The 22,814-nt window shown below is 67.9% G+C and carries 17 protein-coding genes; 5 read left to right on the top strand and 12 right to left on the bottom strand.

Features of this window, described 5'->3' with window-relative positions:
• Positions 1 to 8 precede the first annotated feature (8 nt).
• Both KQ310_RS00670 and gatB read right to left on the bottom strand, forming a co-directional pair.
• The gene (locus tag KQ310_RS00670; RefSeq protein WP_259719872.1) at positions 9 to 1,484 is read right to left on the bottom strand and encodes a 2OG-Fe(II) oxygenase; all 1,476 of its coding nucleotides are present in this window, start codon (positions 1,482 to 1,484) and stop codon (positions 9 to 11) included.
• Between the two features lie 28 nt (positions 1,485 to 1,512).
• Positions 1,513 to 3,006: an Asp-tRNA(Asn)/Glu-tRNA(Gln) amidotransferase subunit GatB gene (gatB, locus tag KQ310_RS00665; protein ID WP_259719871.1), complete on the bottom strand. Its 1,494-nt coding sequence runs from the start codon at positions 3,004 to 3,006 to the stop codon at positions 1,513 to 1,515.
• A gap of 225 nt (positions 3,007 to 3,231) precedes the next feature.
• On the opposite strand from gatB, the gene KQ310_RS00660 reads away from it, so the two are divergent.
• Positions 3,232 to 4,371, top strand: coding sequence for an FAD-dependent oxidoreductase (locus KQ310_RS00660; protein ID WP_399237314.1), 1,140 nt, complete (start codon positions 3,232 to 3,234; stop codon positions 4,369 to 4,371).
• Here the strand turns inward: KQ310_RS00660 and KQ310_RS00655 are convergent.
• The 5 genes from KQ310_RS00655 to ndk all read right to left on the bottom strand — a co-directional run bounded on the left by KQ310_RS00655 (position 4,343) and on the right by ndk (position 10,296).
• Positions 4,343 to 6,226, bottom strand: coding sequence for an adenylate/guanylate cyclase domain-containing protein (locus KQ310_RS00655; RefSeq protein WP_259719869.1), 1,884 nt, complete (start codon positions 6,224 to 6,226; stop codon positions 4,343 to 4,345). The two genes, KQ310_RS00660 and KQ310_RS00655, sit on opposite strands and share 29 nt — an antisense overlap.
• Before the next feature lie 98 nt (positions 6,227 to 6,324).
• The gene (locus tag KQ310_RS00650) at positions 6,325 to 7,143 is read right to left on the bottom strand and encodes a FecR family protein (protein ID WP_259719868.1); all 819 of its coding nucleotides are present in this window, start codon (positions 7,141 to 7,143) and stop codon (positions 6,325 to 6,327) included.
• A 55-nt stretch (positions 7,144 to 7,198) separates the two neighbouring features.
• Positions 7,199 to 9,052 carry an adenylate/guanylate cyclase domain-containing protein gene (locus KQ310_RS00645; RefSeq protein WP_259719867.1) on the bottom strand — a complete coding sequence of 618 codons (1,854 nt, stop codon included), beginning with the start codon at positions 9,050 to 9,052 and terminating at the stop codon, positions 7,199 to 7,201.
• A complete protein-coding gene (locus tag KQ310_RS00640; RefSeq protein WP_259719866.1) occupies positions 9,049 to 9,768 on the bottom strand; it encodes a FecR family protein in 720 nt (239 codons plus the stop codon). The genes KQ310_RS00645 and KQ310_RS00640 overlap by 4 nt, the downstream gene beginning before the upstream one ends.
• 69 nt (positions 9,769 to 9,837) lie before the next feature.
• A complete protein-coding gene (gene ndk, locus KQ310_RS00635) occupies positions 9,838 to 10,296 on the bottom strand; it encodes a nucleoside-diphosphate kinase (RefSeq protein ID WP_259719865.1) in 459 nt (152 codons plus the stop codon).
• A gap of 182 nt (positions 10,297 to 10,478) precedes the next feature.
• Here ndk and speA point away from each other — a divergent pair, with 182 nt between their 5' ends.
• Positions 10,479 to 12,482: a biosynthetic arginine decarboxylase gene (gene speA, locus KQ310_RS00630; protein WP_399237312.1), complete on the top strand. Its 2,004-nt coding sequence runs from the start codon at positions 10,479 to 10,481 to the stop codon at positions 12,480 to 12,482.
• Positions 12,483 to 12,532: 50 nt separating this feature from the next.
• Positions 12,533 to 13,642, top strand: coding sequence for a glycosyltransferase family 2 protein (locus tag KQ310_RS00625; RefSeq protein WP_259719864.1), 1,110 nt, complete (start codon positions 12,533 to 12,535; stop codon positions 13,640 to 13,642).
• Here the strand turns inward: KQ310_RS00625 and KQ310_RS00620 are convergent.
• Both KQ310_RS00620 and KQ310_RS00615 read right to left on the bottom strand, forming a co-directional pair.
• Positions 13,625 to 15,541, bottom strand: a complete 1,917-nt coding sequence (locus tag KQ310_RS00620) for a glycosyltransferase family 41 protein (RefSeq protein ID WP_259719863.1) — start codon at positions 15,539 to 15,541, stop codon at positions 13,625 to 13,627. The genes KQ310_RS00625 and KQ310_RS00620 overlap by 18 nt on opposite strands.
• A gap of 33 nt (positions 15,542 to 15,574) precedes the next feature.
• A complete protein-coding gene (locus KQ310_RS00615; RefSeq protein ID WP_259719862.1) occupies positions 15,575 to 17,380 on the bottom strand; it encodes an HD family phosphohydrolase in 1,806 nt (601 codons plus the stop codon).
• 206 nt (positions 17,381 to 17,586) lie between these two features.
• Between KQ310_RS00615 and KQ310_RS00610 the strand changes: the two genes are divergently transcribed.
• A complete protein-coding gene (locus KQ310_RS00610; protein WP_259719861.1) occupies positions 17,587 to 19,485 on the top strand; it encodes an adenylate/guanylate cyclase domain-containing protein in 1,899 nt (632 codons plus the stop codon).
• Here KQ310_RS00610 and KQ310_RS00605 read toward each other — a convergent pair.
• Positions 19,442 to 20,095 (bottom strand): hypothetical protein, encoded by a 654-nt coding sequence (locus KQ310_RS00605; protein ID WP_259719860.1) that lies wholly within the window; start codon positions 20,093 to 20,095, stop codon positions 19,442 to 19,444. The two genes, KQ310_RS00610 and KQ310_RS00605, sit on opposite strands and share 44 nt — an antisense overlap.
• Positions 20,096 to 20,153: 58 nt before the next feature.
• The gene (locus KQ310_RS00600; RefSeq protein ID WP_311134676.1) at positions 20,154 to 20,513 is read right to left on the bottom strand and encodes a DUF3307 domain-containing protein; all 360 of its coding nucleotides are present in this window, start codon (positions 20,511 to 20,513) and stop codon (positions 20,154 to 20,156) included.
• A gap of 53 nt (positions 20,514 to 20,566) precedes the next feature.
• Between KQ310_RS00600 and KQ310_RS00595 the strand changes: the two genes are divergently transcribed.
• A complete protein-coding gene (locus KQ310_RS00595) occupies positions 20,567 to 22,069 on the top strand; it encodes a mechanosensitive ion channel family protein (protein ID WP_259719859.1) in 1,503 nt (500 codons plus the stop codon).
• Positions 22,070 to 22,086: 17 nt separating this feature from the next.
• Here KQ310_RS00595 and KQ310_RS00590 read toward each other — a convergent pair whose 3' ends face one another.
• Positions 22,087 to 22,812: an SIMPL domain-containing protein gene (locus KQ310_RS00590; RefSeq protein ID WP_259719858.1), complete on the bottom strand. Its 726-nt coding sequence runs from the start codon at positions 22,810 to 22,812 to the stop codon at positions 22,087 to 22,089.
• Between the last annotated feature and the right edge of the window lie 2 nt (positions 22,813 to 22,814).

The raw sequence follows: 22,814 nt of genomic DNA, 5'->3' as shown, positions 1-22,814 counted from the left end.
CGGAGAGCTCAGGAATTCCGCCCCGGCTCAGCGCGAAACCACTTGGTGATCACGTACTTACAGCCTTGCCGCACCGGCAGGGCTTCATGGAGCACGTAGGGGTTGGGGGTGCCATCGGCCATCAGATTGTTCCAGGCCAGGGCCAGCCCCGGCACCGGCGTGAAGGAGCGATCCAGCAGGCGGAAGCGGGTTTCGCCGCCGGCCTCCACGGCATTGAGGTAGATCATCACCGTCCAGGTGCGCTGCCCCCCCGGGCGGGTGTGCTGCCGGTATTCCTCGGTGCCGGGGGTGAACCAGTCGGTGTGCTCCCGGAAGTACTCGCCTCCTCCATAGCGCTGACCCTGAATCCCCTCGGAGAGGGCCGGATCCACTCCCAGCAGCTCCGCCAGCCGCCGATCGAGATCCGCAGCCAGGGCGCGATCGCCATCGCGCAGGTGACAGGTGCGGCTGGTGCGATAGTCCGCCGGACCCTGGGTCACGGTGGATGGCTGCAGGGAACCATCGATCGCTGCGCGGATCGCGGCGCACTCCTCAGCCGAGAGAAAACCAGGGATCTCGTACACCTGCGCCAGCGGCGTATCCAGGCGCCAGGCGCGGGGACGCTGGCGGGGATCGGTGAGGCGGGCCTCGAACCAATGAAGCCAGCTGGCCTGGGGGGGCTCCGGTGCCGGCCTCGCCGCGAGCGCAGCAGGCGCAGCCTTCGCGTCCAGCACCGCTGCAATGGCCTCGCTCGTAAAGCCCTGGGCCAGCCCCCGCTCGATTAGCCCGCGGCGGTCACAGCCGCGATCGCGGTTGAGCCGGAACCACTCCTGCCAGTCCGGAGGGATCGCCTCCACGGCCCACTCCGCGAGGCACTGCTGCAGGCTGCGGTACTTGCAGACCATCCCGCGCAAGGGAGCGGGATCCCAGCCCACCGGCCGCCAATGGAAATAGAGATTGCGGTAGTACTCCCCTGCAAAGGGCGTCAGCCGGCCATGGGGGCAGAGGCTCTCGTAGAACAGCAACGAACCCCGCCGGAAGAACACCTGGTGATGGGCCCCCTCGTGATCCACGAAATCAAGGGGCCAGGCCTGATCGGAGCGGTCGTCGGCGTGCACGATGCAGCTGATCACGTGGGTATCGACGCGATCGCGGTGCAGATGCAGGCGGCAGCCGGGGCCGTAGCTACGGATGCCATAGGCACAGGTGCGCTCCAGGCGGCAACCGGCCCAGGTCTCCAGCATGGGCGTGAGCGTGGCGTAGAAGCGCTCCTGCAGCTCCTCCACCATGGGGGCATGGCCAAGCTGCGGCCGCCCCTGACCCGCGGCTGAGATACCACCAACCACCACCGCGCCGTACTCCGGATCGAGGGCCGGCGTTTCCTCCACGGGAACAAAGTGGAGACGGGCCAGCTCTGCATCCAGGGCCCTCTGCAGCGGGCCGGGCAGGTCGGTGAGGTGGAAGGGAGCCCCCTTGGCGAAGCGGGGCGGACGCAGCTGGGCCATGGCGGGGCGAAGGAGAAGGTCGCCGGGATCAGCCCTTCAGCTTCTCCAGCAGGATCTGGTTGGCCAGCTTCGGGTCGGCTTTGCCGCCGGTCTTCTTCATCAGCTGGCCCACGAAGAAGCCCTGGAGTTTGTTCTTGCCGCCCCGGAAGGCTTCCACTTCATCGGGATGGGCGGCCAGCAGCTCCTCCACGATCGCGGTGATCGCCACCGGATCACTGAGCATGCCAAGGCCGCGCTCCGCCACGATCGCCTTGGGCGAGCCGCCTTTCTCCAGCAGTTCGGGCAGAATCTCCTTGGCAATCTTGCCACTGATGACTCCGGATTCGATCATCTGAACCATCTCGGCCAGCTGGACGGCCTGAAACGGCAGTTCGGTGATCAGGAGCCGGTTGGCATTCACGTACGCGGCAATGTCACCGGTCACCCAGTTGGTCACGGCTTTGGGATCTCCACCGGCAGCCACGGCGGCTTCAAAATATTCGGCCATGGCGCGCTCATCGGTGAGCACGCGGGCGTCGTAGATCGAAAGGCCGAGCTGATCGGCGTAGCGATGGCGCTTCGCGGCCGGCAGCTCGGGCAGCTCGGCCCGCCAGGATTCCCGCTGCTCCGTGCTCACCTCGATCGGGCCAAGATCGGGGTCAGGGAAGTAACGGTAGTCGCTGGCACCTTCCTTGCTGCGCATGCTCTTGGTGAGCTGCTTGGCTTCGTCCCAGAGGCGGGTTTCCTGGACCACCGGCTCACCGGCCTCATAGGCCTTGATCTGGCGCTGGATCTCATACTCAACCGCCTTCTGAATGGCAGAGAAGGAGTTCATGTTCTTGATCTCCACCTTCGTGCCGAAGGGAGCATCGGGTCCACGGCGCACGGAGATGTTCACATCGCAGCGCAGGGAACCCTCCTGCATGTTGCCATCGCTGACGCCCAGGTAACGCATGATCCGGCGGATCTCGGAGGCGTATTCGGCGGCCTCCCGGCCGGTGCGCAGGTCGGGTTTGCTGACGATTTCGGCCAGGGCCACCCCAGCGCGGTTGTAATCCACCAGCGAATGGGTGGAGCCGGCCAGGCGATCGCTGCCGGCGTGCACGAGTTTGCCGGCATCCTCCTCCATGTGAAGCCGCTCGATTCCGATCGTTTTGAGGTAGGTCTCCTTGCCCTTCTCAGCCACCTCCACCTCGATCCAGCCCTCTTCGGCGATGGGCTCGTCGTACTGGGAAATCTGATAGTTCTTCGGTAGATCGGGATAGAAATATTGTTTGCGGTCGAACTTGCTGTGCTCGGCGATCCTGAGGTTGAGGGCCATGGCGGCCTTCACCGCATACTCGAGCACCCGCTGATTGAGCACCGGCAGGGTGCCGGGCAAGCCGCACACCACCGGATCGATATGGGTGTTGGGGTCGTCGCCGAAGGCGGTGGAGGCGCAGGTGAAGATCTTGCTGTCGGTGCCCAGCTGCACGTGGGTCTCGAGGCCGATCACCGCCTCCCAGGCAGCCTCAGCCGTGGCCTTTGCAGCAGCCCCTGCCATCACCGTTCTCCAGATCCCATGCGTGGTCTGATCCTATGGGGAGCGCCGCTGGAGCCTGCGGGCAGGTCGTGATCGCGGCGCTGTGCGGTGCCTGCGATCAGCGGTGGGTGCCTGCCTCGCGCCGGTCGGGGCCCAACTGGAACACTGGAGAGCCCGATTCCAGACGTTCCCGTGGACCAGGCGGCTGCCGACCGCGACCCCGTGCTGATCCTGGGTGGTGGGCTGATGGGCCTGGCCATCGCCCATCAGCTCGCCCGCTGCGGCACTGCGGTGGTGGTGCTCAGCCGGCGGCGCAGCGAAGCCGCCGGCTTCGTGGCCGCCGGCATGCTGGCGCCCCACGCCGAAGGGTTGCAGGGCAGCCTGCTGGAGCTGGGTCAGCAGTCGCTGCAGCGCATCCCTGCCTGGGTCGCCCAGATCGAAGCGGACGGCGGCAGCTCCTGCGGCCTGCGGCCCTGCGGCATCGTGGTTCCCTTCGCCACCATCGCCGAACGGGACCGTTACCCCACGGCCGCCTGGGGCCAGCCCCTCGATCGCACTGCCCTGGAGCGCGAGGCACCCGGCATCGGCCCCGGCTGGCAGGCGGGCCTGCTGTTTGAGCAGGATGGCCAGATCGACAACCGCCGCCGGCTGATGCGGGCCCTGGAGCGGGCCTGCGTGGCCCTCGGCGTGGCCTTCCAGGAAGGCAGCGAGGTGCTGGAACTGCGGCAGAACGGGCGTGGCGCCCTGGCGGGTGTGCGCCTGCGGACGGCCGAAGGAGACGAGAACCAGCTGCCGGCCCGCCGGGCCGTGCTCACCGGCGGGGCCTGGAGCGCCAGGCTGCTGCCCCAGCTGCCCGTGTTTCCGGTCAAGGGCCAGATGCTGTCGCTGCAGGGGCCGCGCCAGGCCCTGCAGCGGGTGATCTTCGGCCCGGGCACCTACCTGGTGCCGCGGGAAGACGGGCTGCTGGTGGTGGGAGCCACCAGCGAGCCGGAGGCGGGCTTCGCCGAAGGACTGACGCCCTTCGGCCAACGCCAGTTGCAGGCGGGCATCGCGGCCTTGCTGCCTCAGGCAAGCCAGTGGCCCCCCATGGAGCGCTGGTGGGGGTTCCGCCCCTGCACCCCGGATCAGGCGCCGCTGCTGGGTCCGAGCCCGATCGAAGGGCTCTGGCTCGCCACCGGCCACCATCGCAATGGCGTGCTGCTGGCGGCGATCACAGCGGAACTGCTGGCCTGCTCCGTTGCTCCGGAGGGCCGGCCCAGCCGAGGTGACCGTGCCGGCGGCGAAGTCCAGTCAGACGAGCAGGCCCTGCCCGCCGGCCTCAGGGCCAGCCTGTTGCAGGCGTTCCACTGGGAGCGCTTCACGGCGCCGGCTCAGCCGCCAGGGTGAAGACCGGCAGGGCCCCCATGCCCTTGACGGCCTGCTCGCCGATGCTGCGCGTCGCCAGGTCTGGAGAGGCCAGCTCGGCGGTGCGGGCATCACAGAGGATCGGCTCCCCGGCCAAGCGGGTGAGGCCCTCCATGCGGCTGGCCAGATTCACCGTGTCGCCGATGGCGGTGAACTCCATCCGGCGCGGGCTGCCGATCTGACCCACCACAGCCTCACCGCTGGCCAGGCCGATGCCGCTGTCGAGCTCCGCCAGGCCTTCCAACCGCCAGCGGGCATTGAGATCCTCCAGGGCCCGGCGCATGGCGGCGGCACAGCGGAGGGCCGCACGGGCTTCTTCGGCTGGACCCCGGCCCACCGGCGAGCCGAACACCGCCATCACCGCATCGCCGATGAACTTGTCCACCGTGCCGCCATGGGCGGTGATCACCTCCACCATCTCGCCCAGATAACGGTTGAGCTGATCCACGTGCTGCACGATCTGCCCCTGGGAACTGCGCGCCCGCGTCAGCTGGGTGAAGCCCTTGAGATCACTGAACAGCACCGTGACCTGCAGGGCCCGGCCCCGCAGGATTCCCTCAGCCGCCTCCGGATCGGAGAGGATCTCGGCCACCACGCTGGGGGCCACGTAGCGCTCAAAGGTGCGCCGCAGCCGGCGGCGCTCGCCCTCCTCGCGCAGGTAGGCATCGCCGCCGTAGAGCAGCCCCAGAAGCAGCAGGGAGCCTGCAGGGGCGAGCAGGGGCAGCCAGCGGTTGGCCTTGAGAAACACCAGCTCAGCCGCCAGCAGTTGCACCACCAGGACCCCTCCGACCGCCACCAGACGCCAGCGACTGTTGGTGAACCGCAAGGCGACCAACAGCACCAGTACCCCCGGCACCATCGCCAGAAAGCCGCGCGCGCCCCTGGAGCTGGGCCAGCTGGCCAGACCATCGCCGGCGATCGAGTTGGCAACGGCGGTAGCCACCAACTCCAGCCCGGAGATGGGCCCGAAGGGAGTGGGAGTGCCGGAACCCCCCTGGTTCACTACGGGCCCCACCAGCACCACGGCTTCGCGGAGCCGGCCGCGCAGGGGATGGTTGCGCCAGCGTTCGGGATCAAGCACCTGCCAGGCCGGCAGGGTGAGGAACGAGCCTTCCGGCCCGTAGAAGTTGAGCTGCCGTTGCGCATCGGGCTGGCGGCTGGACAGGCCCGCTTGCTTCAGCAGCGTGGCAATGAGGGTGGGATAGGGCTGGGCGCCACTGGCGGACAGCACCGTGCTGCCATACACCTCTGGATGGAAGGCGGGCTGTCCAGGCGTGGGGGGCAGGGCGTTGGTGAGACCCTGGCTGAGCGGGCCAGCCGCCTGGGCCAGCAAGCTCTCCGGCTGGATCAGCGTGAGGCCGGCGAAGCCCGAATCCCGGGTCTCCAGCATTTCTGATGCCAGGGCGACGCGGCCCCGATGGGCGCTGATCGCCGCGGCCAGGGCGCGGTCGTCGGCGCCGCCACGACTGCTCGGCCCCTCGAAGACCAGGTTCAACCCCACCGCCTTGGGACCGGCCTCGAACAGACGACTGAGCAGATCCCCGTAGCGGGCACGGGGCCAGGGCAGGGTGCTGATGCCCTGGGCCCAGGCAGGCATCCCGGCTTCGCCCCGGGACTGATCGAGGAACCAGGCCCCCTGCTGCAAGGTGGAATCATCGATCGCCACCAGCACCACCGAAGCCGGTGGTGTGCGCGGTCCCCGCAGCCGCAGCATCAGGGACTCGGCACCCCGCTCCCACGTTCTGAAGTCGAGGGGTGGCACCGCCGCCAGCAGGCCCGCACCGAGCACGACGACCCCCGAAAGCAGGGCGACGACCTGGGAACGGCGAGCGGACATCAGCAGCGCAGCAGGGGACAGAGGGGCGCGGCAGCCATTAGTGAACGCCGCTGATCAATGCAGCGCGAACGGTGGCCATGGACGAGGATCGCGGAGGTTCAGAACAGGCCTGGGATCCCGAACCGTGGCAGCGAAGGAACGGAGGGAACGACCGGAACGGACGGCAGCGTCACCCCCGGCACAGAGCCTCGGATGTAGCTCTCCAGGGATCCCATCGCCGGCAGCGGCAGGGTGAAGCCCTTGAACAGAGGGCCGGCGAAGATGGCGTTGTAGTCACCGGCGCTGAGGCGCAGCAGGGTGAGGATCACCCCCTGAGGCGAAAGCTTGACCTTCTGGCCCGCCTCCACGATGGTGGGTTCGACGCCGGAGGATTCGGTAGCCGTGGGGTCCTTGGCCTTGGGGTCAGTGGCCTTGGGGTCAGTGGATGTGGGGTCCGTGTCCGTGGATTCCCCAGTCCTGAGGGGTTCCACCGCCACGCTTCCCTCGAGCACCGAGAGTTCGGCCTGGCCGTCCTCGGCCACATTGAGCACGTAGTTGGTACCGCGCACGCTCATCCGCGCCGACTGGGTGCAGCCGCTCTGGGGACCGGAGACCAGAATCTGGCCCTGGCTGAGCAGAAAACAGCGGCTGCCCAGCCGCACCTGGGAGAAGCGGTTCATCCGCCCCACCGCGCCCGTATCGAAGCGCAGCTGACCGCGGCTGTTGCGGGTGCTCACCGTTTCCGGCGATCGGGCTCGCTCGTTCACCTTGGCCGGCCGGGCCTGAATGAACAGCTCCTTGCCATCGAGGATTTCTACCACCGTGGCCGTCTCGGTGGCCGCCCGGGCCGCTGGAGCCGCCAGCCCCAGGCCCAGCAGACCCAGGCACAACAGCTGCCGGGCAGTCCGGTGCTGGAAAAGATCCATAGTGGCAAGCATGCACGGACAGGGCTTGAGTGTCGCGCAGGTCAAGGCGGGGCGGCAGTGGAGCCGTCTACCGAGGCAGAAGCCCCCGCAATCCGAACACCCGCACCGGCTCGGGCCACCCCTTCACCATCTGCTCGCCCAGTGGTACCACGTCCAGGGCGCCGGGCAACAGGTCGACCAGTTCACCGCTGAGCAGGATCGGATGGTCGGGGAAACGGCGCGTCAGTCCTTCGAGCCGACTGGCCACGTTCACGGCGGCTCCCACCACGGTGAACTCGAGCCGCTGCGAAGAGCCGAGATTGCCGGCGATCACTTCGCCCACATGCAGGCCGATGCCCTGCTGCAGAGTGGGTTGCTCCTGGGCTGCCAGGTCGCGGTTGAGGGCCTCGAGGCGCTGCTGCATCGCCAGGGCGGCACGCACCGCCGCCAGGGCTTCAGTCGCCTCGCCGCGGCTGCGGGGCACACCGAACTCGGCCATCAGGGCATCGCCGATGAACTTGTCGAGCAGCCCCTGTTCCTCGATCACCGCCGATGCAATCGCCTCGAAGTAGCGGTTCAGCAGCGCAAACAGGGCCTGGGCATCCAGCCGGGAGCTGAGTGGCGTGAAGCCCACCAGATCGGTGAACAGCACCACGCAGCGACAGCGGCTGCCACCCACCTGGGTGCCGAGCGGCCCGGGATCGCGCAGGATGTCGCGCAGCAGAGCCGGCGACACCCGACGCGCCAGCACCTGGTGCAGGTAGGCCCGCTCGCGACTCTCCGCCCACCACTGGCGAGCCCCCCGCAGGCTGCCCCCCAGCACCGGCATCAGCAACAGACCCGGCAGGGGCAACCAGAGGTGGACCGTGCCCCACAGCAGAGCCGCCACCACCAGGACCCCAGCGGCCAGAGCCCCGGCCAGAGCCATGGTGCGCAGGGCCTGGCCGCTGCGGGCCAGCACGCTGATCGTGGCGACTCCCCAGAGCAGCAACAGCAGCACCGCCGCCAGGGAGGGAAGCGGACGCAGCGCCGTCTGGCGCAGGATGCTGGCCAGGGCAGCGGCCTGCACCTCCGTGCCGCTCTGGGGACCAAAGGGGGTCTCCATCTGATCGCCGAGGCCGGCGGCCGTGACCCCGATCAGCACGAGACGGTCACGCCAGAAGCCTTCGGGAAGCTCGGGCAACTGCCAGGCCGGCACCAGGGGCCAGGTGCCGCTCGGTCCGGCGAAATCGATGAAGCGTGGCCCCCAGGGCAGCTGCGGCTCCACGGCATCACCGAGATAAGCCAGGGGCAGGGGCCAGGGGCGGGCGAAATCAGCAAGCTGTGCCTCAAGCCAGCGGCGGCCCGGGATCGCCTCGGTCAGACCCTGAGGGCTCTGCAACAGCCCCGTGAGTGCCGCACCGGGCGCAGCCGCCTGACGCAGCAGCGGCAAGGGGCGTTGCAGCTGGGCCCGTTCGAACCCCTCCTGCTCGGTGCTGACGTAGGCCGCCGCCAGCACGACCCGCTGCCGCCACGGAGCCAGACGCCGCACGAATACCTGGTCGTCCGCCACCCCAAAGCGACTGGGCCTGGCCAGCACCACGTTGAAGATCACCCGCCTGGCACCCCGCTCCAGCACCCAGGCGGCCAGCTCCGCCTGCAGCGCCCGCGGCCAGGGCCAGGGGCCCATCGCCTGCCACAGGGGGGAGGTCTGGCGTTCCTCCGGGGTGAGCAGCTGAGCCAGGTTGAGCGAATCGGCATCGATCGCCAGCACCACCGGATCGCTGCGCTGCGCCACCGGCCGGGCACCGCGCAGGCGGAAGGCGGTGGCGCGCAGCTGGGCATCGAGGGCCTGAACGGCTTCGCCGACCGGGCTGGGGCGCAACGCTGGCAGCGAGGCTGCCAGGGGCAGAAGCACCCCCAGGATCCAGAGGCCGCCGAGGAGCCGCTGGCCCCGTTTCATGGACCGGGCTTGAGGCCCAGCTCCCGCTCGATCACCGGCAGCGTGGCCATCGGCGCCGTGAAGCCATTCAGCAGGATGCTCTTGCGGCGGCGCTCGCCCGCTTCGGCGGCATCGAGGCGGCGCGGCGCCTGCCAGGCGCCCTTGCTGTAGGTCAGCTCCTCACCGCTGCGCAGCACCACATCCCGCGGAGCTCCAGCCACAGGGACCTCGGGGGTCACCCGCACCTGGCCCTCCCAGCTGAACACCTTGATGCTGTCGTCGGTCACCTCGAGAAAGACCGTGGTGCCCTCGATCGAGGCGGTCCCCACCCGCGTTTTCACCCGCAGGGGCGCGCCCCCCTTGGAGCCTGGATTGACCCAGGCGATGATCTGCCCCCGCTCCAGATCCAGACCCGCCGCGGCCAGGCGCAGCACCGCATCACCACCGAGGCGAAAGCTGCGGCCATTGGCCAGCTGCACCTGCATGCGGCCGGGATTCTGGGTGCGCAGCACGGAGCGACCAGGCAACACCTGACCAGACTGAGCCCGTTGCTCGTTGCGGCCCGGCGGACGAACAAAGGCCGGCCGCGAGGGCACATCCACCACCTTGGGCAACGAGGCCGCAGCCCCAGCCTCCCTGGCGGGGCCGAGCGACAGAGTCGCCGCCAGGCCGATCAGAGCCGTGGTGCCCCAGAGCAGGGCCCCGCGGCGGGACCAAGCCGGAGGTCCCGAAGACAAGGACAACCGGAATGGGTGGCCGAACAGGGACATGGAGGGGCCAGGGATCGCGATCCCCAGCCTGGCCATTCAGCCTTCGGTGCGCCACTGCTGGTCGGACGGCGTCCAGTCGCTCAGCTCAGAGGGCAGGAACCAGAGGCCGATTTCAAACTCCGCGGTTTCGGGTGCATCGGAGCCATGGATCACGTTGCGGCCGATGTTCACCGCCAGGTCACCACGGATGGTGCCGGGCTCGGCCTCGAGGGGCTTGGTGGCGCCAATCAGCTTGCGGGCACTGGCGATCACGCCATCGCCTTCCCACACCATCGCCACCACGGGGCCACTGGTGATGAACTCCACCAGGCCAGCAAAGAAGGGGCGCTCGCTGTGCACGCCGTAGTGGTTCTCGGCCAGCTCACGGCTGGGGGTGAGCTGCTTGAGGCCCACCAGCTTGAAGCCCTTGCGCTCGAAGCGACCGAGGATCTCGCTCACCAGGCCGCGCTGCACGCCATCGGGCTTGATGGCAACAAAGGTGCGTTCAGCAGCCATGGAATCGGAAAGATCGGATCAGGCCCATCGTCCGCGTCGGCCCTGCCGCTTGGCAAGCACACCACTTCAGCCAACCGGTCCCGCGGCCGCCGCTCAGGGCTCCAGGTCCGCACTGCCTAGATTTCGCCTGCTGCTCCGTCGCCGTTTCCATGGTGCTCGCCCAACCCTCCCTCGCCGGCGAGATGGCCATGGCGGCGGCCGGGCCTCCGGCCTGGACCCCCGCCGACAGCGCCTCCCTCTACGGCCTCGACGGCTGGGGGGATCCCTACTTCTCGGTCAATGCCCGCGGCCACGTGCTGGTGCAGCCCCAGGGAGAGAGGGGCGGATCCCTGGATCTGGTCGATCTGGTACAGGGGCTGCAGGGCCGCAACCTGTCGCTGCCGCTGCTGATCCGCTTCGACGACATCCTCGAAGACCGGCTGGAGCGTCTCCATGCCGCCTTCGCCCGCGCCATCGCCCAGTACGGCTACGCCGGCCGCTACCAAGGCGTCTTCCCGGTGAAGTGCAACCAGCAGCGCCATGTGGTGGAACAGCTGGTGGAAAGCGGCCGGCGCTGGCACTTCGGCCTGGAGGCCGGCAGCAAGGCCGAACTGCTGATCGCCCTGTCGCTGCTCGACGACCCCGAAGCCCTGCTGATCTGCAACGGTTACAAGGACCAGCGCTATATCGAGACAGCGATTCTGGCCCGCCGCCTCGGTCGCCAGCCGGTGGTGGTGATCGAGCAGGCCGATGAAGTGGAACGGATCATCCGTGCCAGCCAGGAGCTGGGCGCTGCGCCCTTTCTCGGCATCCGGGCCAAGCTCTCCACCCGCAGCACCGGCCGCTGGGGCAGTTCGGTGGGGGAGAAGGCCAAGTTCGGTCTGTCGATCCCGGATGTGCTGGCCACGGTGGAGGCCCTGCGCCAGGCCGATCTGCTGGGCGATCTGAAGCTGCTGCACTTCCACGTGGGCAGCCAGATCAACGACATCGCCGTCCTCAAGGACGCCCTGCAGGAAGCCGGGCAGATCTATCTGCAACTGGTCCGTCTGGGGGCCCCGATGGGGTTCCTCGATGTGGGCGGTGGCCTCGGCATCGACTACGACGGCAGCCGCACCGCCACCGCCGCCTCGACCAACTACTCCCTGCAGAACTACGCCAACGACGTGGTGGCCACGGTGCGGGAGTGCTGCGAACCGCACGGAATTCCGCTCCCCACCCTGGTGAGCGAGAGCGGCCGCGCCATCGCCAGCCATTTCTCGGTGCTGGTGTTCGATGTGCTCGGCCGCAGCGGCGTGCCGGGAACGGTGCCGCCGCTGCAGGCGAACGAACCGCTGATCGTGCGCAACCTGCGCGACACCCTGGCTGGCATCACAGGGCTCCTGGAAGAGAGGGGCAGCGAGGCCATCGCCAGAAGTTCTGACACCACCCCTGCAGCCACTCTTGAAGCCGGGGACGTTCCCCCGCTGGAGCGGCTGCAGGAGGCCTGGAACGACGCGATCAAGTTCCGCGACGACGCCCTGGCCGCCTTCCGGCTTGGCTACCTCAGCCTGCCGGAGCGGGCCATGGCCGAACAGCTCAGCTGGGCCTGCGCCGAGGCCATCGCCGGGCAGCTGCCGGCCAGCGGGCCGATCCCCGAGGATCTGCGCGCCCTGCGGGCCGCCCTGGCCAGCACCTACTACGCCAATCTCTCGGTGTTCCGCTCCGCGCCCGACACCTGGGCGATCGATCAGCTCTTCCCGGTGATGCCGATCCACCGGCTCAACGAACGGCCCGACCGGCTGGGCAGCTTCGCTGACCTCACCTGTGATTCGGACGGCAAGCTGGCCCGCTTCATCGACCGCGGCCAGGTGAAGCCCCTGTTGGAGCTCCACGAGCTGAAGCCGGGTGAGCCCTACTGGATCGGCCTGTTTCTGGCCGGGGCCTACCAGGAGGTGATGGGAAACCTGCACAACCTGTTCGGCAGCACCGATGCCGTGCACATCCGCCTCGGGGCCGGCGGCGGCTACCGGGTCGACCACGTGGTGCGGGGCAACACCAACGCCGAGGTGCTCGAGGCGATGGAACACGACCCGGAGCTGCTGCTCGAGCGGCTGCGGGTGGCCAGCGAGGCGGCGATCGGACGCGGCGACCTGCGGATCAGCGAAGTGCGCCGCCTGATGGATCACCTCGAAACCAGCCTCCGTCAGACCACCTACCTGCAGAGCTGACGGTGTCCAGAGCCAGGGCAACCGCTTCCGGAGGGGACGCCCCACGGATCGTGGCACTCCTGAAGGTGAAGAACGAATGGCCCCTCGCGGCGGTGGCGATCGTGCATGCCCTGCTTCACCACGCCGATGAGCTCATCGTGCTGGATCACGGCAGCAGCGACGGCACCCCAGCTGGATTGGCCCGCCTCAAGACCACGGAACTGGGTCCGCGGCTGCACCTCTACACCCTCAGCGATGCCGCGTTCCAGGAGGAGGCCTTCACCAACGTGCTGGTGGAGATCGCCCAGTCCTTCACTGCCGACTGGATCTATCCGCTGGATGCGGATGAATTCCTGCATGCCCCCGCTGGACTGCGCGCCCTTCTGGGAGCCATTCCGTCCACGATCCACAGCCTCCACTACACCGTGGAGAACTGGCTGGTGCCGCCCGATTTCGATGAGGCTGACCTGTCCCACTACGGCCGGATCCACAGCCGGTCCCTGCCGGACCAGCCCACCGGCGTGTGTGACAGTCGCAGCGTGGATGGCATCCTCCAGGGGCAGCTGAACTACTTCTGCTTTCCCTTCGGCAGCAAGGTGCTCCTGCGACCGGGTCGGGGACTATGGCTCACGGCAGGCGCCCATGAGGTCCTTCCCCGACGGCCGCAGGCAATGCTGCGGCTGCATCGTGATCACCTGCGCTGCCAGCACATCCCCTTCACGGGCCTGGCGAAACTGCGGCGCAAGAGTGCCTGGGGGCGGCGCCACATCGCAGACGGCATGCCCCCCTGGTATAGCTGGCAGAACCAGATGCTGAACCGTGTCGAATCGCTTGGCCTGCTGGAGCAGTTCTGGCAGCGCCATTCCCATGCTGGCGCCCCCCCAGCGTCCCTCCCAGGGCAGCGCCTGATGGCCCCGAACGACGGACTGCGGGTGACCGTCGATTCAACCCTGCAGCAAGCACTCCAGCCCACCCTGTCCTGGCTGGAGCGGACAGATCTGTTCAGCGCCAGGGGGCACGCCCCAGCACTCCCCGCCGCCAGTGCAAGCTCCCCCCCGCTGGCGACACCGCTTCCTGCGTCCCTCTACGGTCTGGCGCTGAGGGCCACGGCCGCCCTGCAGGACGCGCGGGGCAGCGGCTACTCCCGCCACCTCCAGGGGCCTTCATCCCACCAGCCCTGAGGGGGGCAGCGCAAGGATCTGATCAACGCAGCGCTCGAAAGAGCGGGCATGCTCCTGTTCCTGCCGGAGCGGCGAAAGACGCATGCGCTCCCGCAGGGCGAGGCGTTCGGCGGCCAGTGCCACAGGATCGGCCGCAAGCTTTCGGCCGATCGCCACGTAGCTCTCCCCATCGGCGGCGATCCAGTCGGGCCGGCCCAGGGCCTGCAACAAGCTGGTGCCGCCGCGCCCCTGGCGGCTGGCACCCCGCAGGCTCACCACCGGCACCCCCATCCAGAGGGCTTCGCAGGTGGTGGTGAGGCCGTTGTAGGGGAACGGATCCAGGGCGATGTCGATCGCGTGGTAGCTGCTCAGGTGGGTATTGCCGGCAACGTAGGGGCGCAACTTCAGACGCTCCGGTGGCACCCCGCTGGCGGCAAACAGGCCGTGCACACGGCCGCGCCAGTAGGGATCGGTGGCCTGGCTGTACTGCAGCAGCAGCTGGCTGCCCTCGACCTGGAGCAACAGGCGACTCCACAGCGCCACCACGGCAGGATTCAACTTCTGAAGATTATTCAGCGAGCCGAAGGTGATCCGCCCACTGGACAGCGCTGGCAGAGGCGAGACCTCCGGCATCCCCTCCTGCGGACGGAAGACGAACTGACAACGGTCCAGCCGCATCGGACGCTCCGGTCCGCTCTCCTCGTGCGTGGCGATCATCTCGTCAGTGGCGATCTCCCCCTCGGGATCCACCCAGCCATCCGTGAGGCGGTAGTCGAGGCTGGGCAGACCGGTGAGGAAGGGATAGCCGAGCCAGGAGGCCTGACGCCGGGCCGGATGGGAGGCCAGCGCCGCCAGGCGCATGCCACGGGTGTGGCCGTTGAGATCAATCAGAAGATCAATTCCATCGGCTGCGATCCGATCGGCGAGGGCCGCATCGGAGAGCGTCAGGCAAGGGGTCCAGGTGAGGGGCAGGGCACGCAGCCGTTGGGCCACGGCATCGCCCGGCTGCGGCTGGCTGGCATAGCAGACCAGTTCGAACCGCTGCCGATCGCAATGCTCCAGCAGCGGTTCGAGAAACAGCGTCACCGCATGGCGGCGCAGATCGCTGGAGAGGAAGGCCAGCCGGGGGGTACCGGCGCGGACCGGCGGCAGGGGCCGGGGCGGAATCCCCGCCACCAGGGCCTCTCCCCAGGCCCGATGGCGGGCCAGCACTTCGGCCTCGGACAGATCGTCACGGCTGAGCAGGTTCAGCAGCTGGCCACTGCCGAGGGCATGGCGCGCCTCCGCATTGGCCGGCGTCAGCTCCAGGCCCCGCTCGAAACAGGTGGCGGCCTCGGCCTCGCAGAGCATCTCGGTGAGGGCGCAGCCGAGATTGACCCAGGCGCCGGCATGGTCCTGGCGCAGGGCCAGCGCCCGGCGGGCCGCCTGCTCCGCCTCCGACAACCGTCCCTGCAGACGCAGCACGTTGGCCAGGTTCGACCAGGGATGCGGATAGTCAGGAGCGAGCTGCAGCGCCTGGCGGTAGGCCGTCTCCGATTCGGGGAGCTGCCCAGCGGCCTGCAGGGCGTTGCCGAAGTTGTTGAGCACCACCGAACGGGGATCGTCAGCCGGCGCGCCCTGGTCCGAACCCTGTGACGAGGCCGCCCCGGCCCGCTGTCGCTGCTCCAGCAACCGCAGGTAGGAGCGGTAGGCCGGCAGGAAATGGGGTTGATCCCGCAGGAGCGCCTGGAACAGGCGTTCGGCCTCTGCCAACTCGCCACTGCGGGCCAGCAGCTCGGCCAGGTTGTGGCGCACCGCGGGGTGAGAGTCATCCAGCCGCAGCGCCTGCTCCAGCAGGGCCCGAGCCTTGGCCGGCTGACCTTGGCGGAGAGCATCCAGAGCCTGGCCGCTGAGCACCTCAATCGGGGTCTGCGGCGTCATCGGGTTTGAGCGCGAACAGGAGCGGTGGCTGAGCTAGAGAAATTTCTCAACATCCACCGCATCGATCTGGCCTGGCTCCAGGAAACGCTCGGCATAGTCGCGGTAGGCGCCGCTGCGCAGGAACAGGGCAAAGAGATCGGCATCGATATGCTTTCGATCCCGGAATCCGGCCAGAATCGCCACCGATTCCGAAAGGGTCTTGGCTTTTTTGTAGGGGCGATCAGCTGCGGTCAGCGCCTCGAAGATATCGGCGATCGCCATGATGCGCGATGGCACCGACAGATCCTCAGCATTGAGCTTGCGCGGGTACCCCCGGCCATCCATGGTCTCGTGGTGGGAGCCGGCGTACTCGCAGACCCGCGAGAGATTCTCAGGGAAGGGCATGCTTTCGAGCATCACGATCGTCTGAATGATGTGCTCGTTGATCTTGTAGCGCTCCTCGTCGGTGAGGGTGCCGCGCGACACAGAGAGATTATAGATTTCTCCGCGGTTGTAAAGGTTCTCAGGCACATCCATCTTGAAGCCGTATTTAGAGTCCGGGCGATCTTCCGGCAACCTGGGAATCACCTGCCAGGGCTGATCAGCCAGCAGATGTTCCAACGCAGGCAGGTGGTCGGCCGCAATGTCAGTCTCGCTGCAGCGACGCTGCTGTTCCTCCCATGACAGGCCCAGTCGATCATCGAAGCAGCGCAACCAGGTGCGTTGGGCGATCTTGCTGAGACGTTCAACCTTCTGGGGATCGAAGAATTCCCCCCCCAGATTGCTGGAGGCGATGAAGGCGAAATCCTCCTCCAACTCGGCCTTGGTGGCGGCATAGACGCGATCCGCCTCCTCGGGGTGACCGCCCGCCAGCACGGCATCGAGCCGTTCGATCCAGGCATCGCGGAGCAGCACCTCGAAACGGGTGCGAATCTCATGGATCCGGTTGTAGTTCGTTTCCAGCTTGGTGGCCTTGTCCACCACGTATTCCGGCGTGGTGATCTTGCCGCAATCGTGCAACCAGGCACCGATGCGGAACTCACGCCAATCATCGGTGGTCGCAAAGCGGAAGTCCGTCAGGGGACCCTCGGTCTCCGCATCGGCCGCTCGGGCCAGCAGAAAAGCGAGTTCGGGGACACGGGCACAGTGACCTCCGGTATGGTGACTCTTGGCATCGATCGCGCCCGCCAGCAAGGTGATCATCGAATCGATCAGTTGCTGCTGGGCTTCCAGCAGCCGCGTGCGTTCCACACACACCGCCGCCTGACTGGCCAGGGCTTCAATCAACTGCTGATCGAACTGGCTGTATGGCCGGGTTAAAGACACGGCAGTCTGGGGATCAATCAGGCTGCCGGCCTCATGTTTTCGATTGATCAGCTGCATCACCCCCACGATCTGGCCACTGGTGGATCGCATCGGCACGCACAGCATCGATACGGCCCTGTAGTTGAGGCTCTGATCAACGCTGGCATCAAAGTGATAGGGCAGATCTTCTGGCAGGTCGTAGACATCCGCAATATTGAGCACGTCGCCGGCCAGGGCCGTCCAGCCCACCAGCCGCTCCGGGGTGAGCGGAAAACGGATATCCATCATCTTGTCCTCGAACGCATCCGTCTCACCGGCGGCGTGCGCGCGCGCGGCCACCGTGGCGTTCTGAGACACGGCGAACCAAAGCTCCTCACGGCCCTTCGGATCGCGGCGGCGATCGGGACGCTCCACCAGAAAGATGCTGCCGGCATCACTATTGGTGAGCATCCTCGATTTCGAGAGGATGAGATGCAACAGGCTGCGCAGATCACTGGCGCTGCTCAGGGCTGTGGCGATGGAGAGGATCTCCACCAGCGCGTGATCGCTGGACAAGCCACCGGCTAAACCATCGGCTGAAGGATCCGTGGACAGCGCCGTGGGCAGCGATGGACTGATCATCAGGAGCTGCAGGGATCGTTCCGCCGTCTCCCACTGTATGGAGATTTCCCGAATCGGGCACGCCTGCCAGGCCCTCCCCACCGCAGCGCCTCCCCAGACAGCCGCCAGAATCAGCGCATCCTTCCGCGGAGATCAGCTGCATGGGTCGTTGGAGCGTTGCCCTGCTCAAGGGCATGGCCCCCTACGGCGTTGCCGCCGTGTTGCTTGTGGGTCTGCAGCGCAGCCGGATCGCCGAATCCCTCGACCTGCTCCTCTACGACCTGTTCACCAGCCAACGCCCGGCCCCGGCCGGCAAGGAACTGCCGATCACCTTGATCGGCCTGGATGAGTCCGACATCCAGACCTACGGCTGGCCGATCGAGGATGGCCTGCTCTGCCGGGCCATCGAGCAGCTGGGGCAGGAGGGTGCGGTGGCGATCGGCCTGGATCTATACCGCGACAAAGGCATGGGGCCGAACCAGGACTGCCTGCGGCAGCTGGTGAAGAGCGAGCCCCGCCTGGTCACGATCTTCAACGTGGCCGAGGGCATCGAGCCGATCCCTGGAGCACCCCCCGAACGGCTGAGCTTCAACGATCTGGTGGTGGATGCCGATGGGGTGATGCGCCGCGATCTGGTGCACGTGGCCGGACAGGACGAAGCCACCGTGTCCCTGCCGCTGCGGCTGGTGGAGGTGGCCAGCGGCAGCAAGACCCTGCGGAGCAATCTGGATCAGGGTTCCGCTGCTGGCCCCTGGCTGGAAACCGAATCCGGCGGCTACCACGGGCTCGATGCAGCGGGATACCAGCAGATGCTGCCGTTCCGCCGACCGGGCAGTTTCCCCACCTGGAATCTGCAGGCCCTGCTGGCGGGCAAGGTGCCGGCGACGCAGATCCAGGGCCACATCGTGCTGATCGGCAGCACGGCACCATCCCTGCGGGATCTGTTCGAGATCCCCCACACCCGCTTCACAAGTGGTGCCAAGCAGCTGCTGATGCCGGGCGTGGAGATCCATGCCCTGCGGGTGGCGGCCCTGCTGGATCGGCAGAACGGTGATCTGCGCCTCCATGTCTGGACCTCCTCGGGCCAGCTTGACCTGGCCCTGGAACTGCTGGCCGTGGTGCTGGGGATCGCCCTCGGCGAGGCCTTCAGGAGCCTGCGGCGCAGTGTGGTGGCGGTGGCGCTGGTGGGGCTGGGACTGGCCGGGGGGCTGGTGGCATTGCTGTCGATTCAGCACATCTGGATCGGTGCCATCACTCCCCTGGCCGGCCTCTCCCTGATGGCCGGTGCCGGCTGGTTGCGCCGCGGCGCGGCCAGCCAGCAGCAACGCCAGCAGATCCAGCGGCTGCTGGGCCAGACCACCTCCCCGGCGGTGGCCAAGCAGCTCTGGGAGCAACGGGAGGAGCTGCTGAGCGACGGGCGCTTCGAGGGCCGCCAGCTGCCGGTCACGATCCTGTTCTCCGATACCCGCAACTTCACCAGCGTGTCCGAGCAACTCCAGCCAGCCGAGCTGCTCAGCTGGCTGAACCGGGGCATGGCCTACTGCGTACCGGCGATCACCGAGCGCGGCGGCATGGTCAACAAGTTCACCGGCGACGGCTTCCTGGCCGTGTTCGGAGCACCGGTGAGCGAGAGCCCCACGGCCGATGCCCGCGCCGCAATCGAAACCGCCCTGGACATCCAGAACGGCCTGGACACCCTCAACCAGGAGCTGGCCCGCGAAGGGGCCCCGGCGATGCATCTGCGCATCGGCATCCACTCCGGCGAGGTGCTGGCCGGCTCGATGGGCAGCAGCGAACGCCTGGAATATGCCGTGATCGGCGACACCGTGAATTGCGCCTCCCGGCTGGAGAGCATCGACAAAACCCGCCAGGACAACATCTGCCGGGTGCTGGTGTCGTCGGCGACCCGGGCGCTGCTGCCTGAAGACTGGGCCCTGGAGTGGGAGCACTGGGGCGAGCTGCAGGTGAAGGGCCGGCAGGAGCCGCTCGACATCTGGGAGCTGCGCGGAGCAGCGCTCAGAGACAGCGCACCGGCAGCTGCGCCGGCCACTCCCCAGTGACCACATCCGCCAGGCCGAAGGCCTTGGCCACCTGGGCCCGCGGCACGGTGGAGCCACAGGACTTGCGCAGTTGCTGAAGAGCACTCTGCAGTGGCTTGTCCTCCGGCGTGCTGTCGTTGTCAGCCACCAGCAGGCTCACCGCAGGCGGAGATTCCGACTGAACAAAGGCCAGCGGATCATCGGCTGGGGCGGCACTGCCCTCCTCGCACTGGTAGGCCGATTCCCAGACGGTGGGCACCTTCAGGGCCGGCAGAGCGAGCAGGGTGACGCCCGCAGGAGATGCCGGCAGCAGCCGTTGGGAACCCGAGGAGCGGGCGGCATCGGCGCTGCCGCTGCTGTTGAGCGGGCGGAAGGAGAGGCGCAAGGGCCGCGGGTTGGCGGTCGGTCCTTCCAGAAGACCGATCTGGAGGGACGAGCCCGGCGCGAACACACTGGTGGAGGGCACCAGGTTGGCCACCAGCCGGGCACTGCACTCGCCGCGGGTCCCCCCTCCGACCCGTCGTCCGGGGAACGTGGAGCGCAGGGTGGACTGGGCCAGCACTTCCGGCAACAGGCTGGCGGCCAGCAGTAACAGCAGACCAGGCACGAGCGCCTGCAGTGGCCGGATCAAGGGCCTGGAGGTGGATGAATTTCGTTCAGGGTGACCTGCCATGGACCCGCAGCCTCTCTCATCCCCTCCAGCCTGCCGCAACCAGCGGGATTGTGGCCAATCCGGCCCACAGGGCTTTGCAGAGGATGTGGAGAAACTGATCAGTACTGAGCCGGTACAGGCCGCGGCATTTGCCCAGGTCGATGAACGTGTGGATTCCCCATTCCGCCAGACCCAGCAGTGGCACGCCGGTGATCCAGGCCACCAGAAAGCCATGGATGGCGGCGTGGGCCGTGAGCCACCACCGCCAGGAGAGCACCACCTCGCAGCCGGGGCACTTCTCGACCGCCATGCGATCGCTCTGCAGCGCGAAATCCCCCACAAAGTGCCCCAGGGAGAGCATCACAAACAGGTTGAAGGTCACGGCGGGATCATTCACGACCGCACGGCACAGGGGGAACATTCCCACCAGAATGCTCGCGGTTTGAGCGGATGGCCATGCCGGCCCTCGATCGCTTGGTGCTCACGATCGGGCTGGCGATCGCTCTGCTCGCCTTGGCTGCGCTGGTGCGGCGGCGGCCACGCCTGCCCCCCCTGCCCCTGGCCTTCCCACTGGTTGCCCTGGGGATCCAGGCCGTTGCCATCCTCCTGCCGGCTGCCCTGGCGGGGAGCAATCCGCTGGGGATCGATCTGACACGCTGGCTGCAGACAGCCGCTGTGCTCGCGGCTCTCTATGCCCTGATCCGCCTGATGCTCTGGGGCTGTCTGCAGGTCCCGCCCGCCCTGGGCTGGTGGCCTCCCGTCCCGAAGATCCTGCGGGATCTGCTGTTACTGCTCACGGCGGCGGCCGCCACGGTGCTGGTGCTGCGTGACTACGCCGGGGTCAACCTGGTGGGCCTGATCACCACCTCAGCCGTGCTCACCGCCGTGGTGGGCCTGGCGGCGCAGGAAACCCTCAAGGACCTGTTCGCCGGCATCACCCTGCAGCTGGATCCGCCCTTCCGCGAAGGCGACTGGATCGACCTGGGCGAGGCGAAAGGCACGGTGGTGGGACTGACCCTGATGAACACCCACCTGATGGGTCTGGATCGGGCTCGGGTGGTCGTGCCGAACGACACCGTGTCCCAGGCGGTCCTGCGCCGCTACAAGGAGCGGGATCCGGTGGGCAACCGCTTCAGCCTGGGGCTGGATTACGGCCTGCCGCCGGCCCAGGCGCAGCAACTCATGCTGGCCGTGCTGCAGAAGCACCCTCGGGTGCTGGCCGATCCTGCCCCGCGGATCTGGGTGGCGGAGTACGGCGACAGCGCCATCATGTACGACCTGATGGTGTGGCATCTCGATGCCACCGATGGCAGCCGCTACGACGTGCGCAGCGATCTGCTGGCCCAGATCTGGTATGCGCTGCAACGCGCCGGACACAGCGTTCCCTACCCGGTGCGTGAACTGCGGCCCAAGCGTCCGGACCGGGGCACCCCGCCGATCGAGCCGCTGGATCCGGCCGCGCGCGCGGCGCTGCTGAGCGAACACAACCTGTTCAGCAGTCTGGATGTGAGCCAGCGCGAGCACCTGGCCCGCGAAAGCCGCTGCCTGCGCTTTGGACCCGGGGAAACGGTGGTGCGCGAAGGCAATCGAGGCGACACCTTGTTTCAGATCGTCTTTGGATCCGTGGAGGTGCTCAAGTCGGATGGGGGTTCCAGCAGCCACCGGGTGGCCAGCCTCGGACCTGGCGATGTGTTCGGGGAGATGACCCTGTTCACCGACGCACCCCGCAGCGCCTCGGTGCGCACGGTCAGCGAAACCCTGCTACTGGAGGTGGAGCGGCAGGATCTGCAACCCCTGCTGGAGCAGGATCCCGTGCTGCTGGAGCGCATCGCCCGGATGGTGCAGGACAGACAGGCTGGTCTCGATCAACTGATGCAGCAGAGCTCCCTGCCCACCGAAGTGAGCGTGCTGCAGCGGATGCGGCAGCTGTTCGGGGTGCTGCGAGGCGGCTAGGCCCAGCAGCGATCAGCTCAGCGCGCGCAGAACTGGGCCTGCAGCTGCAACCTGTCGATCGGACTGGGCAGTTCGGCCGGATCAAAGGGTGGGGGAGCGGCCGCATCGGCGGCCTTGGCCAGCATCGGCATCGGCCTGTATCCGCCATCCACCGTCACCTGCAAGGGGCGGAGCTGGGAGAGCCCGATCGCCTCGGCCAGCTCTCGGCCCTGCCGCAAGGCGTCCTGATACGCGAGCCGCAGGAGCTCGCGGCGCACCCCTGCGTCGCCGACGGGATCCGCCTGAGGCCGAACCGGAGATAAACGAACCCCCGGCAGGGCACCCACCTCCCGCACCAGACGCTGCAGACGCTCCGGTGCCAGGTCGCCGCTCACCTGAAGCTGTGCGGTGAACCCTGCAGGCCGCTTCGGTTCTGCCGAACGCTGCCAGGTCGATGGAGAACTGACCCTGAAGTCCTTCACACCCAGATCCTGAAGGGCGGTGCGCACGGCCGCCAGCCGGCGCTGTAGATCCTCCAGGGCGACATCGGCCGAGGCCGCCTCCGCCTCAAGCCCCAGGGAGATGCCCAGCCGCTGGGTGGTGCGTTTGCGTTCAGCGCTGCCCTGCGCCTCCAGCAAGGTGCCGTCGCACAGCACCTGAACCTGGGCGCCAGCCGGCTTCACCACGGTGAGCAGGCCCAGCAGCGGAGATGACAGCAGCAGGGCCAACCCCCAGAACCGCCGGACCTGCAGAAGGCGTGTCATCA

This window comes from Synechococcus sp. CS-1328 (assembly GCF_025128095.1).
Lineage (GTDB): Bacteria > Cyanobacteriota > Cyanobacteriia > PCC-6307 > Cyanobiaceae > CBW1002.
This window is presented reverse-complemented; position numbering and strand designations above follow the sequence as displayed.